Below are 14,269 nucleotides of genomic sequence, written 5' to 3' on the forward strand. Positions count from 1 at the left end.
CAAAATCACACCATCGCCCCGATGTCGGAGGCGTAGCTGGGATAGGCGAAGATCATCGCCTTGATCTGATTGGCGGTCTGACCGGCACGCATGGCCATGGCGAAAAGGTTGATCTGTTCCTCAGCCCCCGGTCCGATCAGGTGTGCGCCCAGGATTTTTCCGGTGTCCTGTTCGACCAGCACCTTGTACGCGGTTCGCTGCGCGCCGACGCGCATTGACGAATACCAGTCATGGGTCTTCTCGAAATGGGTATCGAACTTCAGACCCTCTTTCCTGGCCGCAGCCTCTGACAAGCCAACGCTAGCAACCATTGGCAAGGTAAAAACCACCGAGGGAATCGGCGGGTATTTGACTTGTCGCTCGTCCTTTCCGGCTAGCAGGTTCTTGCCCGCCACACGCCCCTCGAAGGCAGATACCGGGGTCAGGTTGGGGCCGCTGTCGACGCAATCGCCGGCGGCGAAGACCGCGAGATTGCTCGTGCGCATTGAGGCGTTCACCTGAATGCCCCGGCGGGTGTACTCGACGCCGGCAGCCTCAAGGTTCAGCCCGTCAATATTTGGCACCCGGCCCGTGCCATGCACCACCAGATCGCAGGTCACGGTTTCGGCACCACCCACGCCGTCCACAGTGACGATAAATTCTTCGCCCTGTTTCTCGATCGCCAGCACTTTCGCCTTGGTGCGCAAGTCGATGCCAAGCTCTTCCGTGCCCTCAACAAGTATCTCAACCAGGTCGTCATCGAAGGTGCCCAGGGGGCGCTCGGCCATTTCTAGTACAGTAACTTCGCTGGCGCCGGCGCGCCTGGAAATATGAGCGAACTCCATGGCGATGAAGCCACCGCCGACAAAAGCGATCCGGTCTGGCCGCTCGGTTAGTTCGAGAAACTCGGTGCTGGTGGTCAGATACGCCTCGCCAGGAATGTTCAGCGTTATCGGCCGTGCGCCGGTGGCGATGTGGAAATGTTTCGTGCGCAGGATTTCGCCATTCAGCTCGATACTGTCCGCGCCTGTGAACCGCGCTTCACCATGCAATACATCAATGCCTGCCTTTTCCATTCCCGCTTCGATGCGCGGCGGCATGGCGTCGGTGAATGTTCGCTTGAAGGCGATCATGTCCGGCCAGTCGACGGAAGGCTGCATCTTCAGCCCATTGCCCTTCATCCTGTCTGCCCAATCGACGCCTTCTGTAACCGCAACCAGCATCTTCTTTGGATCACAGCCGCGCAGGGCGCAGGTACCACCATAAGGCAGGCTGTCGATGCTCGCCACATTCCAGCCCGCCTTTGCGGCCATCCGGGCGACACCATTGCCGCTGGTTCCACCGCCAATCACGATAAGGTCATATGCGTCTTTCATGGCATGTCTCCATTGGTTTCGGTGATTGCCCTGCGCGGAAGATCCCGAGGCCCGTTCAAAAAGATCCAGCCCCCTTCCACAATCGGCACCTGCCTGCTGCTCCACCCGGAAGCGATCCTGCTCATCGCGGCACGTATTGAGCCATCATGATTGGTTTCCGTCAGGGCTGCATGGCCGCTTCTGCCTGCGCCAGACAGCATAGACCGTCAGCGCAATGAACAGGGCAAGCGCGGGCAATAGCACATAGTCGATCCAGCCCAGCACTGCCGACAGGCCCACAGCGCCAAGCAGCACCACGAGTATTGGTGTGAAACAGCAAAGTGCCGCAATGACGGTACCGGCCAGGCCCGTTATCAGCAGTTTTCGGTCAGTCCATTTTGACATCAAAGTGAAAGCCTTGTGTGAAAATCTGACGATGTATGCGAACATCGACTTGCAGGTGCCTCATCAGGATATTCCAGATGCTGCGCGTTCAACCGTCCGTAACGCTTGCCGGGTATCCTACATCGGTTGAAGCGGCAGCGATCGCCTCGGGGGTTGCCGCCGCCGTATCGTAAACCACCTCTGCGGTCCTGGCCGCATAATCGATATCGACAGATTTAACGCCCTCGACACGCATCATCGCTTTCCTGACAGCAATCGGACATGTCGCGCAGGTCATGTTTTCGATGGTCAAACGGGCTGTCGCCTGTTCGACCTCCACCGAAGCATCCGGAGCATTCTGCGCGCTGGCGACTGCGAGCCCCCCCGCGAGTGCCAGACCTGCCAGTCCGGCGATCATCCATGTTCGTTTCATACTTGTCTCCCCGGCTAGTAAAATAACGGTGCCCATACATCGATGGTCAGGGCCGCCAGCACGACAAGCGCGCCGCTCCACAGGGCGACCTGCTTGATGACTGACGACTGCGGACGGGCGCAATAGCTACCATCCTCGCAGACACTGGTCTTTCGAAAATAGACATCCCAGAATCCAGCCGCGAGAAATCCGATCGCGACCAGAAGAAAAAGGGGCTTGTAGGGTTCCAGCGCCGTCAACTGGCCAATCCACGCTCCGGAAACACCGAGACTGATCAGCACAAGCGGCACGATGCAGCAGGATGATGCAAGGAATGCCCCCAGCATGCCACCGGCAACAAGCCACCTTGAGCGACGCTCATTTGCTGGGCTGTTTTCGGTATCTGTCATGACCAGCTGTTCCCATTGCTTTATTGATCATGGTCACGTTACGCTCTGTAGTTGGTACAGACACAAGCGGGTAATTCATCATGGCCATCACATCGCCGCGAGCAGCACTCAAACGGGCTGAACTGGCCGGGCGGCTCGGCTGCAATCTTGAAACGATCCGCTATTATGAAAAGATCGGCCTGCTGCCCGATCCAGCCCGCACTGCCAGTGGCCACCGGCTGTATTCGAATGGGGACCAGGTACGGCTGCGTTTCATATTGCGGGCCCGCAGTCTCGGCTTCTCGGTGGAAGATGTACGCTCACTGCTTGGCATCAATGATGGCAGGCCGAGCTGCGCAGAGGTCAGTGCGCTGGCAGAAGCACATCGTGGCGATATCCGCAAACGCATCGCCGATCTGAGACAAATGGATCGGCGGCTCGGCGAGATCATGGCTGGTTGCACCGGCGCTGAAACACCTGATTGCGCACTCACCGACAAACTGTTCGAAGACCGCTGATAAAAAGGGCCGGTACCAAGAGCGTTGTCTTACCGACGTCAGAAGCGGCTTGCCTCTTTATAGTCGTGTTCATGGCTCACGCCCGTGCCGTGTTCAGTTGATCCCACGCTCACGACACTCGATAAGCCAGAAGCAGGCCGTCACAATGAGCTTTCGCCTTCACCGCCACTTGAGCGGCTGCCATTTCCCATGGGTTGATCTCGCGGAACCATGAGCCGGAGACAAAATTGTTCTACCTTTTTATCAAGGCTGTAATTTCAGCCATCCTCATCGTCGCCATTTCCGAAATCGGAAAACGCAGTCCAGGCTTCGCGGCACTTGTGGCCTCACTTCCTCTCGTATCGGTCCTGGGCGTGATATGGCTGTGGCGCGACACTGAAGACACATCCCGGCAGGCGGCCCACTCCACTGCCATATTCTGATATGTCCTTCCTTCTTATCCCATGGCTGCTCGACCGAGGCATTCCCTTTTATGGCGCCTTGATTTTGGGAACAGCGATAAAAATTGTGCTCTACTTCACGATGATCTTGATACTGCCCAGGCTAGGACTAGAGCTCAGCAACTAGTACATTCAGCCACTCCGCTCACGTTCGAAACTAGTCTTTCAGCCTTGTATCAAGCCTCATAAACGGGACGAGCGCACAAATGCCACTGCTTCCAGACACGTCAGCAAGACACGAACCCGCTGGATCTCACGTTTGAACAGCTCGCCTTCCCACGCAACCCCGGTAAGACCCATTGTATTCTGGCAGTGTACCGGCAAGTACAGGATCACGCCTTTCGCTGAGAATTCGAATGCCCGTAAACATCGGCGTTTCGGTGGACATGATCTTCGTGCTCGAACTCAAGGCTTGAATGACCAATACCGAAGCGCTGATTCAAACGCTCCTTGATTGCCGCCTTGATGATCTCGATGCTCGACCAGTTTTGTTCAGACACAACGACGTGACAGTCGAGCGCCGTCTCGTGTTCCTGCATTTGCCAGAGATGCACGTGGTGAACGTCCGCAACGCCATCGACACTTCGCATCGCTTCCACGACGGCGGCATTGTCGATCTCGGGTGGGCTACCCAGCATCAACATATGGATCGGCCCGCCAATTTCACGGAACGACAGATAGAGAATGTATACCGCGATACCGATCGTCACGAGCGGATCGACCAGTCTCCAGTCATAGAGGAGGATGAGCGTTCCGCCTGCAACCACGGCTACCGATGCGAGTGCATCCGAAAGGTTGTGAAGGAAGAGCGCCCGGATATTCACGCTCCCTTTCTGCATCGAATAGGTCAGGAGGGCTGTCAGCGTATCGATGACCAGCGCAACACCGCCAAGAATAACGATCGTCCAGCCGCCAACGGCGGGGGGATCAATGATCCGCATGACACCCTCATAGATCAGATAGAGGCCGATGATGATCAAAGATGTATAATTGATCAGGGCTGCGACGATCTCGATGCGGCCATACCCAAAGGTCATCCGCTCATCAGCCGGTCGCCGCGCAATCTTGCGCGCAGCGAACGCGATGACGAGCGACGCCATATCAGAGAAATTGTGCAGAGCATCGGCGATGAGCGCGAGGCTGCCAGAGAGAATCCCCCCGACAACCTGCCCAACGGTTAGTAGTGCGTTTGCCCAGATAGCAATGGAGACCCGGCGATCACCGCTTTTGGGATCAAGGCTGTCATGTTCATGTGCGTGGCTCATGATCGGCCTCCTCTTCCAGCACCTTGCGCTTGCATTCGAGATACGCGCGTCGCCGCGCGTGTGCCGCGTTTTTGACACGGCTCTTTGATGGTATCAGGCCGCATTCTTCCTGCACCTTGGCCGCCTGCTCACTTGAAAGGGACACCATCGCGTTGCCGAGATTCCCGCAGCCCGCCAGGGCTGCGAGAGAAATCGACATGACCGCAACGCGAAGTTCACGATGGATGAACATGCTCGGCCTCCAACAAGGAATGGTGCGCGTCGGGCTTCGGTGCGAACCAGCGGTGAAGGGCTGGCAGGACAAGCAAGGTCAACACGGTCGATGAGACCAGCCCGCCCATGACGACCGTGGCCAGTGGCCGCTGCACTTCAGCACCGACACCACTCGCGAAGAGCAGTGGCGCAAGGCCGAGCGCCGTCGTAAGGGCGGTCATCAGAACAGGACGTGCCCGCAAGCCTGCCGCCTCGACGGCAAGTTCATCGCGGCCCCGGCCTTCCCTGGCAAAATCATCCATGAAGCTGACCAGCACCATGCCATTGCCGAGCGCGATGCCAAACAGGGCAATAAAGCCGACCGTCGCGGGCACCGAGATCGGCAGGCTCGCAACCCAGAGCGCCATCGCGCCGCCGGTCAGCGCCAGCGGAATGTTGAGCAGGATCAGGATGGCTGATTTCATCCGCCCGAACGTCAATAGCAGAATTAGGAACACGATGCCGAGCGTGATCGGGATCACGACTGCGAATCGCGCATTCGCTTCTTGCTGGAGTTCGAACTGCCCGCCCCATTCGACGCGGTAACCAGCCGGTAAGTCAAGCTGGCCCGCCACCGCCGCCTGCGCATCCGCGACATAGCTGCCGATGTCGCGTCCTCTCACATTGAGCTGGACGGTGATGAAGCGCTCGCCATTCTCGCGCGTGATCTGACGTGGACCGACGATCTCCCGGATGTCTGCTACGCTTTCGAGTGGAACCCGTGCGCCGCTGGACGATTCCAGAATGATCCGTCCGATGGCAGCGGGCGTGTCGCGGTCCTCCTCGGCATAGCGCACGATCACGGGGAACTGGCGCACCCCCTCGAAAACGGCGCCAGCCTCTGCCCCGCCGACGCCGGAACGCAAGGCATCGAGCGCCTCCTCCACGCTCAGTCCATACCGGCCGAGCGCAGGACGGTTGAGCGAGACCACAAGCTGCGGCGCGCCGGTGATCTGATCGGCCTGGACGTCGGTCGCCCCAGGAATTTCCTGAAGAATGGACTGCAAGTCCTGCGAGCCTTCGAGCAGGACCTCCGTATCCGGACCGAAGATCTTGACCGCCAGCTGCGCCTTTGTGCCGGTCAGGAGCTCATCAACCGACATGGCGATTGGCTGGCCGACATTAACCCTGACGCCTGGAAAGCCGCCGAGATTCTCGGAGATCGACGCCCGGAGTTCATCCGGGCTGATGCCATTGCGCCATTCGCTTCGGGGTTTGAGCGCCACGAAGGCCTCGATACTGTTCACCGGGTCGGCATGCGCGCCGACTTCCCCACGGCCGATCCGGCTGACAATGGAACTGATCTCGGGGAAGGCTTCAAGCAGTCTTGTCTCGATGCGGGTCGACGTTTCCTTTGCTTCGGTTAGCGAGATGGACGGCGCCATCGTCACACGCAACAGGACATCGCCTTCCTCCAGCGCAGGCGTGAACTCCGAGCCAAGGCGTGTCGCTGAGAGGCCCCCAACCAGAAGCAGGACGCCTGCTAGCCCGACCGCCGCGAGACGTCGCCGGACGAAGAAGGCCGCAAGCGGCTTGATCAGCGAAACAAGCCGGCTGTCGCTCTCCTGGCTATTGCTCTTGGGCGGACGCATGAGGCCGAGCGCCATCGCCGGAGCGATGAGCGCGGCATAGATCAGCGACCCTGTCATGGCGAGCGCGGCAGAAGCGGCGAGCGGCCGAAACGTCTTGCCTTCAGTGCCCTGTAGCGAAAAGAGCGGCAGGAAGACGATGATCACCACGGCGACGGCAGCAATTAGCGGCGCGATCACTTCGGCGCTCGCTCGCGCGACCGTCGTGCGGCTATCTTCACCCTCGCGTCGTTCGCGCAAGCCGCGATCCACGTTCTCGGCGATGACGATGGCGCCGTCGACCATCATCCCGATGGCGATCGCTACCCCGCCCAGCGTCATCAGATTGGCCCCGATGCCGAGGGCCTTCATCGCGATGAAGGCAAAGCCGACCGAGAAGGGAATAGCCATGACGACAACAAGACTTGGCCGCCAGCCGCCGAGGAACAGGAAGACGATGACGGCGACCAGGAGCGCGCCCTGCCAGAGCGCGGTCGTCACGGTCGCAGCCGCCTTTTTCACCAGCGTGCCCTGATCATAATACGGAACGGCTTTGACGCCATCCGGAAGCGACTGGTTGATCTCGTCGAAGCGCGCCTGAGCGTTCTCGATCACCTCAGACGTGTTTGTGCCATAAAGTTTCAGGACGAGACCGGCGACGGTCTCCCCTTCGCCATTGGCAGTTGCGAGCCCCTGCCGGACGCCGCCGCCGATGGCGACTTCACCGAGGTCGTTGACGCGGACGGTTCGTCCATCCACGGTCTTGACCGGCGTTTCACGCAGATCATCGAGGGAGCGAGCGAGCCCGACCCCGCGCACCGTGTACTGTTCGGCGCCAATTTCGATGAATTGCGCGCCGGCCGTCCGATTGGCGCTCTCCAGGGCGGCAATCACCTCGCCGACGCTGAGGTCATAGGATGTCAGCTGATCGGGATCGAGGCGGACCTGGTACTGCTTCTCGAAACCCCCTAGTGACAGAACCTCCGTCACCCCTTCAACCGACTGGAGCGGATACTTGATCATCCAGTCGGCAATCTCGCGCAGCTCAACCAGCGACCGCTCGCCGGTCTCATCGACGAGCCGATAGTACATGATGATACCAAGGCCGGTCGAAATCGGCCCCATCTTGGGTGTGCCGAAACCGTCGGGAATGGCGTCGGCGGCCTCGCCGAGGCGCTCACCGACGACCTGGCGGGCAAAATAGACGTCCGTGCCGTCCTCGAAATAGATATTGATGACAGACAGGCCAAAATTGGATGTCGAGCGGATCTCGTCGACCTTGGGGAGGCCGGACATGGCCGTCTCGATCGGATAGGTGACATAGCGTTCGACCTCTTCGGGCGACAGGCCTTCAGTTTCGGTGAAGACTTGGACCAGAGAAGGTGAGGGATCGGGAAAAGCGTCGACAGGCAGGCTGCGAAAGGCAAACAGCCCCCCGATCGACAGGGCGAGTGCGGCAATGGCGGCAAGCAGCCGGCCACCCGCAAGGCGGTGCATCAAATTGATCATTTTGCGGGTCTCCTAGTGTGCGTGGCCGTCGCCGAAAGCGTCTTTTTCAAGCTGCGCTTTCAGGGTGAAGGCGCCCTCGGCAACGAATGCTTCGTCGGCCTCGAGCCCGGAAATGATCTCGGTATAGCTGCCTGCACTCTCTCCTGTCCGGACCTCGCGCGGTTCGAACCCGTCATCCGTCGGGACGAAGACCGACATCCTGTCTTCAACACTGACAATCGCATCGGAGGGAACGCGCACGACGGGGCGCCCCTCTCCCGTGTCGATCCGCGCCGTTACGAACTGACCGGGCTTCAGCCTGTGTTCGGCATTGTCGACAATGACCCGCGCGGTCGCGGTGCGGGATGCCTCATTGATGACAGGCAGGACATTTGAAATTGTCCCTTCGGCCAGGACGCGGCCATCTTCCTGCTGGAAGGTCACGGTCTGGCCTTCGCTGACCTTGCCGAGATCTTCCTTGTAGACGGCGATGTCGGCCCAGACGACGCTATCATCGATGATGACAAAGATGGGCGCGCCGCCAGCCGATACGGTTTCTCCAAGAGAAACGCTCCGCTGAATCACCTCTCCGGCAAGGGGAGCCGTCACATAGGCTTGTGCAAGCGACCCATCCGCAGCCTCATTAAGCTTGTCCAGTGTGCCATGACCAATGCCGATCGCATGAAGCCTGTTTTCAGCAGCTTCCCGGCCGGCATTGGCTGCGGCGAATGCCGCACGCGCCGACTGCAGATCGGCCTCGGCGGTGATTTTCTGCTCCCAGAGGTTTTCCTCACGCTCAAGCTCGGCTTGCGCGAGGCGCTCGGCGCTCAGGGCATTCAGATAATCGGCCTTTAGGCCGGCGAGTTCACGACTGGTCAGCCGGGCAAGCGTGGCGCCGGCTTTCACGATATCGCCTTCGCCTGCATAAAGTTGGGCAACGGTGCCCTCGACCTGTGGCGAGACCCTTGCGACACGGTCCGCATCGAAACGGATCTCGGCCGGCAGTTCCAGCTGGCCCGAAACCGCTCCGGTCTGGGCTCGCCCGGTCCGGATACCGGCAGCTTCCGCCTCCTCGGCGGTCAGCTCGACATGATCGCCGCCTTCACCTTCGTGTTCGGTATGACCGCCTCCTTCTTCATGTCCCTCATGATCGTCGCCATCGGCCTCATCATGGCTTTCATGCTCCTCATCACTACCGTCTTCGTGGTCGTCATGGCCATCTTCGGCTTGTGGGGGCGTCCGGTTTGCACCAGACGAATCGGAGGCGTCATTGCCGCAAGCACTAAGATACAAAAGCGCTGGCGAAAGCAGCGCCGCATAGAATAAATTCAGTTTCATTGGATCTCTCCTTCGAACGGCGCGGCGCCAATCAGCGCACGCAACCGCAGCGTGTATGTCTGGAGCGCCAGCCGGGCATCGATAACGGCGGCGCGGGTTTCAATCAGACTGCGCCGCGCATCGAGCGTGGCGGTCAGGTCGAACTTGCCAACCCGGTAGCCCTCTGCCGCAGCTGTATAGGCTTCTTCTGCGAGCGGCAGCGCTTCGCCCTCGAGACGCTGCAAGCGGGATTTTGCGGCCCGGACCTGCGCGGCAAGACTCGCTTGCTCGGCCCGCAACCTTGCCTCAACAGTCTGTGCTGATAGCTCGGCACTCTGGGTACGTAATCCCGCCGCCCGCGTTGCGTCCTGATTGCGGTCAAAGACCGGCAAAGGAACACTGACACCCGCCAGAAACGCGCTATCGCCCGTGTCCTCAAATCTTCGGACACCAGCCGATACGGTTATATCAGGCCATGCGCCGGCGCGGGCCCGGTCCGTCGCCGCGCTACGAGCCGTCGCTCCGGCCTTAGCCGCCGCAAGTGACGGATGAACGCCAGAATCTGGTTGAGCCGACCCACCCGCCGGATCTGTTACGATTTCCGCAGTGCCAGACAAGACAAAGTCGATCTCTGGACTACCCCAAACGGACGCAAGCGCTAGCCCTTTGGCTTCGACCTGGCCCCGCGCACCATCCGCAACCGCCTGAAGCGCTGCTGCTTCAGCCCGCGCGCGCAGCAACTCAGGCGGAGCCGACGCTCCAGCGTCCACGCGGCGCTGGACGACGCCGGAGAACTCGGATGCGAGATCGGCTGAGGCCTGAGCGACCTCGGCCATGTCGTAAGCGGCACGAAGTTCCAGATAGAGTTCCCCTGCGAGTTTCTGAGCTTCCAGGCTTCGTACAGAACATTCGGCACTCGCCAATGCGGCTTCAGCTCTGGCGGCCCGCTCGGAAAGTCTTCGTTTATCGCCAAGCTGTAAGGTCTGCGCCACTACCAGGGTCGTCTCGTAGGCATTGAAGCCTTCAAGCGATCCGCTGCCGGCAAAGTTCTCGGTTTCGACAGACAGAGATGGATTAAGCCAACGGCTCGCCTGATCGGCGTCGGCCGATGAAGCTTTCGCCTCGAGAGCCGCCGTCAGAACTTCAGGCGAAGCATTGGCGGCGCGAGCAATAGCCGCGTCGAGCGTCAGTGGTCGGGATTGATCATAGTCAGTCGCGCTGACATAGACAGAACTACACCCTTGCGCATAGGCCGTACCGGCCATGACCGGCAGGGCGAGCGCGGTGATCGCGCTGCATATAAGAATTTTCATTTTTGCTGGTTTCCTCGTCCAGATTCAACGACAGCGAGGCCGTAGCCACGCAAAATAATCCTGTGTCGTTGGTCTAGGCACGAGGAGGACGGTAAAGACCGTCTGGGCGGAGGTTCTCGAGAAAAGAACCGCCAGGCAACAAATGTCTGGTCTGTACGGCAGACTTCGGAGCGCCGCTTAGATCGCCGCCGCCTATCAGATGGAAATGACAGCTTCCGCACTGATGCGCGGTATGGTCATGACCTTCATGCGATGGCTCCTTATCAGAGACATCTTGGGCTAGCTCACTCGCAGAACATTCCTCTGCGGCCTGATCGCCCGGATGCATGATATCCGCCGCAGCCGTCATCGGCGCAATAACAAAAGCTATCGCCATCACCATGACGAGCAACCTTCGTAAACACGTTATGACTTGGAACGGAAACATGATTGCTGGGCTAGCTACTTTCTATTGCGATCGGGTAAACAGGCTCACTCTCTTTTTAACACCTCCAGTCAATGGAGGGTCAAGCGCCTTTTGACGGAAGCCCTGCAAGCACCTCGGCGCCATCATGCTGTTCGTGCAAGCAATTCTCGTGCTGGCCAAGGGCAGCGAGCACAGAGCAGGATCCGATCTTGCCGCCTTCGCAAGCGCGGATCATGCGTTTGAGCTCGGCCTCGAGCGCCTCCAATTGGGTCAGCCTGCGGCGAACCTCGTCAAGCTGGCGACGTGCAATCTGGTCAACCAGGACGCACTCCCTGCCTGGGTCAACTTGCAATGAAATCAGTTCCCGGATCGCCGCGACGGGAAAGCCTAGGTCCCTGGCGTGCCGGATGAAGCCAAGACGCTCGACAGCCGCTTCGCCATACAGTCTTTGCCCGCTCGCGCTCCGCGCCGGCTCTTCAAGTAGGTCAATCGATTCATAGTAGCGGATCGTGGTGACCTTTACTCCGGTCGCCGCGGACAGTTTTCCAATCGTCAATGATCCCATGTGGTGAAACCCCTTGCCTCTACAGTTACTGTAGGCTGTAGAAATAGTTTTGACCATCGGAAACACAAGCTTTGCAGGCACGATGTCCGACTTTGACAGGACATAAGGCGCCTTCCAAAGGAGACAGTTGCATGAGTGATTGCTGCGGACAGACATCTTTCGATGGAACATCGAAGTCCTATCGGCGCGCGCTTCTAGCCGTCATCGCGATCAACGCCATCATGTTCATCGTCGAGCTCTCCGCAGGCTACCTTGCCCGGTCCCAGGCCCTCAAGGCGGACGCGCTGGACTTTGGCGGCGATGCGGCAACCTATGCGATCAGCCTTGCCGTAATCGGTATGAGCGCTTCGGTGCGGGCGAAGGCCTCTCTATTCAAGGCTGGGTCGTTGGCGCTGATCGCGTTGTTCATCTTGGGATCTACCATCGCCCGTGTCTTTTCAGACGGGTCCCCGGAGACGATCACCATGAGCATTATCGGCGGTCTGGCTCTAGCGGCCAATTTGCTGAGCGTGCTGATTCTATTGCGCTGGCGCGACGGCGACAGCAATGTCCGCTCCGTCTGGCTCTGCTCGCGCAATGATGCGATCGGCAATGTCGGTGTTATCGCCGCAGCCGGCACCGTCGCTTTGACCGGATCGCCGTGGCCGGACCTGATTGTTGCCGCCCTACTGGCAGGCCTTTTCCTGCGTTCCTCCTGGGCCATCACACTGCAGGCCGTCGGCGAGTTGAGGCAACAGAAATCCGGCGCCGCATGTTCGACGGCAAAAGCCTCATGAAGCTGCGCATTCCGCCCTTGCTCCAGTTCCTGTTTTGCGCCGGTCTTGGCTGGATGGCATCCCGTCTTTCACCAGGTCTGGATTATGATCCGGGGCTTGCCGACCATGCCATCGCGGCAGGTCTGGCCTTGGCTGGCGCAGCGATTCTTGCCGCTGCAGTTGCCGCCTTCCTGATAGCTCGCACGACGGTCAATCCGGTCAGGCCGACAGATGCCGGGCATCTGGTCACCACCGGACTCTATCGCGTCTCGAGAAACCCGATGTATCTCGGTTTTGCCCTAGTCCTCACCAGCCTCGCTATCTGGACCGGGAATGGTGCAGCCTTGCTCGCTCCAGTTGTATTTGTCGCCGCAATGACGGTCCTGCAAATCGAACCGGAGAAAAAGGCTCTCAAGAAAAAGTTCGGCAGTGCTTATGACGTCTATTGCCGTCGAACGCGACGATGGCTGTAGCCTATCGCATTGATGGCAGACGGCAGTCTCCGGGATCTTCGAGGGTGTTCACGTTACTGGTGATGTCTAGCCTCGCGCCAGGAATGGTCTCCTTGCGGTCGCTCGTGAACAATAGCGCCGTCAGCCCGAACATGTACCCCATGAGATTGAGCGTGAGAGCCGCGCCAGCGATCACAAAAGGAAATCCACCATAGTCGATGGCTGTCTCTATATTCGGACTAACGACGGCGAGCAGGATCAGAAGGTACAGGATTCAGCCAACTCCAGCATAGGCTCAAACTTGGCGGGCACAAAATGCTGGAAATCTGGTGCGCAAATCACGCAGTCCCGTTTGCGCTTGAACCGATCACGGAATTAAGCGCCAATCGAAGCATGGCTCGATTGAAATCACCTTCCGCACTCATGGCTGATGCGACCGCCGCGCTTGAAGATGCGCACGCAGCAGCGGCCAACGCCCAGTCACCGAAAATAGACAGCGAACAATTCACGGCGCACGCCGAGTGTGCGGTGGCTAAGTCATTTGAAGCTATTGGCTTGGCGGAGCAGGCCTTGGCCAATCATCGGAAGTCTTCAGAAAGCCGCTGACTTTCGGCTGGACTTCGCGCCCCAACAGAGCGTGAGTGTAGGCGCGCCGAAAACGAATTTCGGCGCGCCAGCCCCCTTCAGATGGCCGGGCCTTCAGCCAGTGGGAGCGGCCAATCGCTCCTCGCAAACTGAAGGAAAACCAATGACTACATCAACCAAACCGAAAACCCAGAAGAAGCCGCTTACAAAACGCGAGCAGCTTGTGAACCTGCTCAACAAGAAAGACGGCGTCACGGTCAATCAGATCTCCGAAGCCCTGGACTGGCTTCCGCATACCGTTCGCGCGGCACTCACCCGAGTGCGGGCAGAAGATGGAAAGCTGGAGAAGCTCCCGCCGGCGGACGGAGACCGTTACGCGCGCTACCGTCTGGAGAAAGCGTGATGACTGCCTTTATGCTAGCCAATATGGAGATCCTGCGGGACATGCCCCGCGGGGAGCTCCTCGCCTTATGGGAAACCCTCAGTTCGCAGGCGCCTCCCAATCGAACAAGTACGCCTTTTCTCGCTCGCCTAATTGCGTATGAGGCCCAGGCTCAGAAGTACGGCGATTTAGGTAAGCGCCTGCAATCCACACTCGAACGGATCGCCGCGGGTGACCCGCCGCCAGAAGCTGCAAAGATCGCAACGCAAGGTACCCGGCTCGTGCGGGAGTGGAATGGCGTCCAGCACTCGGTCGACGTAACGGCTGATGGAGTGATCTATCGCGGCAAAACATTTCGTTCGCTGAGTGCGGTTGCCCGAGAGATTACTGGCGCGCGCTGGTCCGGCCCTCGCTTCTTTGGCTTGCAGCGTAAGCAGACCTGAC

Annotated in this window: 16 protein-coding genes; 6 read left to right on the forward strand and 10 right to left on the reverse strand. The window is 59.4% G+C overall.

Translation table 11 applies throughout. The annotated features are described in order from the left end of the window. Positions 1-5: 5 nt before the first annotated feature. The 4 genes from F550_RS0115175 to F550_RS0115190 all read right to left on the reverse strand — a co-directional run bounded on the left by F550_RS0115175 (position 6) and on the right by F550_RS0115190 (position 2,540). Positions 6-1,355: a dihydrolipoyl dehydrogenase family protein gene (locus F550_RS0115175; protein ID WP_018149433.1), complete on the reverse strand. Its 1,350-nt coding sequence runs from the start codon at positions 1,353-1,355 to the stop codon at positions 6-8. A 144-nt stretch (positions 1,356-1,499) separates the two neighbouring features. Further along, positions 1,500-1,739, reverse strand: coding sequence for a mercury resistance system transport protein MerF (gene merF, locus F550_RS0115180; RefSeq protein WP_026180822.1), 240 nt, complete (start codon positions 1,737-1,739; stop codon positions 1,500-1,502). 88 nt (positions 1,740-1,827) lie between these two features. After that, positions 1,828-2,151, reverse strand: coding sequence for a heavy-metal-associated domain-containing protein (locus F550_RS0115185; RefSeq protein ID WP_026180823.1), 324 nt, complete (start codon positions 2,149-2,151; stop codon positions 1,828-1,830). A gap of 14 nt (positions 2,152-2,165) precedes the next feature. Then, the gene (locus F550_RS0115190) at positions 2,166-2,540 is read right to left on the reverse strand and encodes a mercuric transporter MerT family protein (protein WP_018149436.1); all 375 of its coding nucleotides are present in this window, start codon (positions 2,538-2,540) and stop codon (positions 2,166-2,168) included. Between the two features lie 80 nt (positions 2,541-2,620). Here F550_RS0115190 and F550_RS0115195 point away from each other — a divergent pair, with 80 nt between their 5' ends. Further along, a complete protein-coding gene (locus F550_RS0115195) occupies positions 2,621-3,037 on the forward strand; it encodes a MerR family transcriptional regulator (RefSeq protein WP_018149437.1) in 417 nt (138 codons plus the stop codon). Between the two features lie 772 nt (positions 3,038-3,809). Here the strand turns inward: F550_RS0115195 and F550_RS0115205 are convergent. From F550_RS0115205 to F550_RS0115235, 6 genes are all read right to left on the reverse strand, one after another. Further along, complete coding sequence (locus F550_RS0115205; protein ID WP_018149438.1) at positions 3,810-4,742, reverse strand: cation diffusion facilitator family transporter; 933 nt, start codon at positions 4,740-4,742, stop codon at positions 3,810-3,812. Continuing rightward, on the reverse strand, positions 4,726-4,974 hold the full coding sequence (locus tag F550_RS0115210; protein ID WP_018149439.1) for a hypothetical protein: 249 nt from the start codon (positions 4,972-4,974) through the stop codon (positions 4,726-4,728). The genes F550_RS0115205 and F550_RS0115210 overlap by 17 nt, the downstream gene beginning before the upstream one ends. Beyond that, positions 4,958-8,071, reverse strand: coding sequence for an efflux RND transporter permease subunit (locus tag F550_RS0115215; RefSeq protein ID WP_018149440.1), 3,114 nt, complete (start codon positions 8,069-8,071; stop codon positions 4,958-4,960). The genes F550_RS0115210 and F550_RS0115215 overlap by 17 nt, the downstream gene beginning before the upstream one ends. Before the next feature lie 12 nt (positions 8,072-8,083). Next, positions 8,084-9,388 carry an efflux RND transporter periplasmic adaptor subunit gene (locus F550_RS0115220; protein WP_018149441.1) on the reverse strand — a complete coding sequence of 435 codons (1,305 nt, stop codon included), beginning with the start codon at positions 9,386-9,388 and terminating at the stop codon, positions 8,084-8,086. Beyond that, the gene (locus tag F550_RS0115225; protein ID WP_018149442.1) at positions 9,385-10,680 is read right to left on the reverse strand and encodes a TolC family protein; all 1,296 of its coding nucleotides are present in this window, start codon (positions 10,678-10,680) and stop codon (positions 9,385-9,387) included. Before F550_RS0115225 ends, F550_RS0115220 begins: the two co-directional genes overlap by 4 nt. A 506-nt stretch (positions 10,681-11,186) precedes the next feature. After that, complete coding sequence (locus F550_RS0115235; protein ID WP_018149444.1) at positions 11,187-11,651, reverse strand: MerR family transcriptional regulator; 465 nt, start codon at positions 11,649-11,651, stop codon at positions 11,187-11,189. 131 nt (positions 11,652-11,782) lie between these two features. Between F550_RS0115235 and F550_RS0115240 the strand changes: the two genes are divergently transcribed. The 5 genes from F550_RS0115240 (at position 11,783) to F550_RS0115265 (ending at position 14,268) form a co-directional block, all read left to right on the forward strand. After that, the gene (locus tag F550_RS0115240) at positions 11,783-12,427 is read left to right on the forward strand and encodes a cation transporter (RefSeq protein ID WP_018149445.1); all 645 of its coding nucleotides are present in this window, start codon (positions 11,783-11,785) and stop codon (positions 12,425-12,427) included. Beyond that, a complete protein-coding gene (locus F550_RS0115245) occupies positions 12,403-12,879 on the forward strand; it encodes a methyltransferase family protein (RefSeq protein WP_018149446.1) in 477 nt (158 codons plus the stop codon). Before F550_RS0115240 ends, F550_RS0115245 begins: the two co-directional genes overlap by 25 nt. A 294-nt stretch (positions 12,880-13,173) precedes the next feature. Continuing rightward, positions 13,174-13,464 carry a hypothetical protein gene (locus F550_RS19255; RefSeq protein ID WP_156807962.1) on the forward strand — a complete coding sequence of 97 codons (291 nt, stop codon included), beginning with the start codon at positions 13,174-13,176 and terminating at the stop codon, positions 13,462-13,464. 142 nt (positions 13,465-13,606) lie between these two features. Then, positions 13,607-13,846 carry a DUF3489 domain-containing protein gene (locus F550_RS18075; RefSeq protein WP_018149449.1) on the forward strand — a complete coding sequence of 80 codons (240 nt, stop codon included), beginning with the start codon at positions 13,607-13,609 and terminating at the stop codon, positions 13,844-13,846. Continuing rightward, complete coding sequence (locus tag F550_RS0115265) at positions 13,846-14,268, forward strand: DUF2924 domain-containing protein (protein ID WP_018149450.1); 423 nt, start codon at positions 13,846-13,848, stop codon at positions 14,266-14,268. The genes F550_RS18075 and F550_RS0115265 overlap by 1 nt, the downstream gene beginning before the upstream one ends. Position 14,269 lies beyond the last annotated feature (1 nt).

The organism is Henriciella marina DSM 19595 (assembly GCF_000376805.1).
GTDB classification, from domain to species: domain Bacteria; phylum Pseudomonadota; class Alphaproteobacteria; order Caulobacterales; family Hyphomonadaceae; genus Henriciella; species Henriciella marina.

Excerpts from the sequence above, each read along its gene's own strand:
- F550_RS0115210 (WP_018149439.1), bottom strand. The coding sequence starts at position 4,974 with ATGTTCATCCATCGTGAACTTCGCGTTGCGGTCATGTCGATTTCTCTC.
- F550_RS0115240 (WP_018149445.1), top strand. The coding sequence starts at position 11,783 with ATGAGTGATTGCTGCGGACAGACATCTTTCGATGGAACATCGAAGTCC.
- F550_RS0115215 (WP_018149440.1), bottom strand. The coding sequence starts at position 8,071 with ATGATCAATTTGATGCACCGCCTTGCGGGTGGCCGGCTGCTTGCCGCC.
- F550_RS0115235 (WP_018149444.1), bottom strand. The coding sequence starts at position 11,651 with ATGGGATCATTGACGATTGGAAAACTGTCCGCGGCGACCGGAGTAAAG.
- F550_RS0115265 (WP_018149450.1), top strand. The coding sequence starts at position 13,846 with ATGACTGCCTTTATGCTAGCCAATATGGAGATCCTGCGGGACATGCCC.
- F550_RS0115195 (WP_018149437.1), top strand. The coding sequence starts at position 2,621 with ATGGCCATCACATCGCCGCGAGCAGCACTCAAACGGGCTGAACTGGCC.
- F550_RS18075 (WP_018149449.1), top strand. The coding sequence starts at position 13,607 with ATGACTACATCAACCAAACCGAAAACCCAGAAGAAGCCGCTTACAAAA.
- F550_RS0115220 (WP_018149441.1), bottom strand. The coding sequence starts at position 9,388 with ATGAAACTGAATTTATTCTATGCGGCGCTGCTTTCGCCAGCGCTTTTG.
- F550_RS0115205 (WP_018149438.1), bottom strand. The coding sequence starts at position 4,742 with ATGAGCCACGCACATGAACATGACAGCCTTGATCCCAAAAGCGGTGAT.
- F550_RS0115175 (WP_018149433.1), bottom strand. The coding sequence starts at position 1,355 with ATGAAAGACGCATATGACCTTATCGTGATTGGCGGTGGAACCAGCGGC.
- F550_RS0115185 (WP_026180823.1), bottom strand. The coding sequence starts at position 2,151 with ATGAAACGAACATGGATGATCGCCGGACTGGCAGGTCTGGCACTCGCG.
- F550_RS0115190 (WP_018149436.1), bottom strand. The coding sequence starts at position 2,540 with ATGACAGATACCGAAAACAGCCCAGCAAATGAGCGTCGCTCAAGGTGG.
- F550_RS0115245 (WP_018149446.1), top strand. The coding sequence starts at position 12,403 with ATGTTCGACGGCAAAAGCCTCATGAAGCTGCGCATTCCGCCCTTGCTC.
- F550_RS19255 (WP_156807962.1), top strand. The coding sequence starts at position 13,174 with ATGCTGGAAATCTGGTGCGCAAATCACGCAGTCCCGTTTGCGCTTGAA.
- merF (WP_026180822.1), bottom strand. The coding sequence starts at position 1,739 with ATGTCAAAATGGACTGACCGAAAACTGCTGATAACGGGCCTGGCCGGT.
- F550_RS0115225 (WP_018149442.1), bottom strand. The coding sequence starts at position 10,680 with ATGAAAATTCTTATATGCAGCGCGATCACCGCGCTCGCCCTGCCGGTC.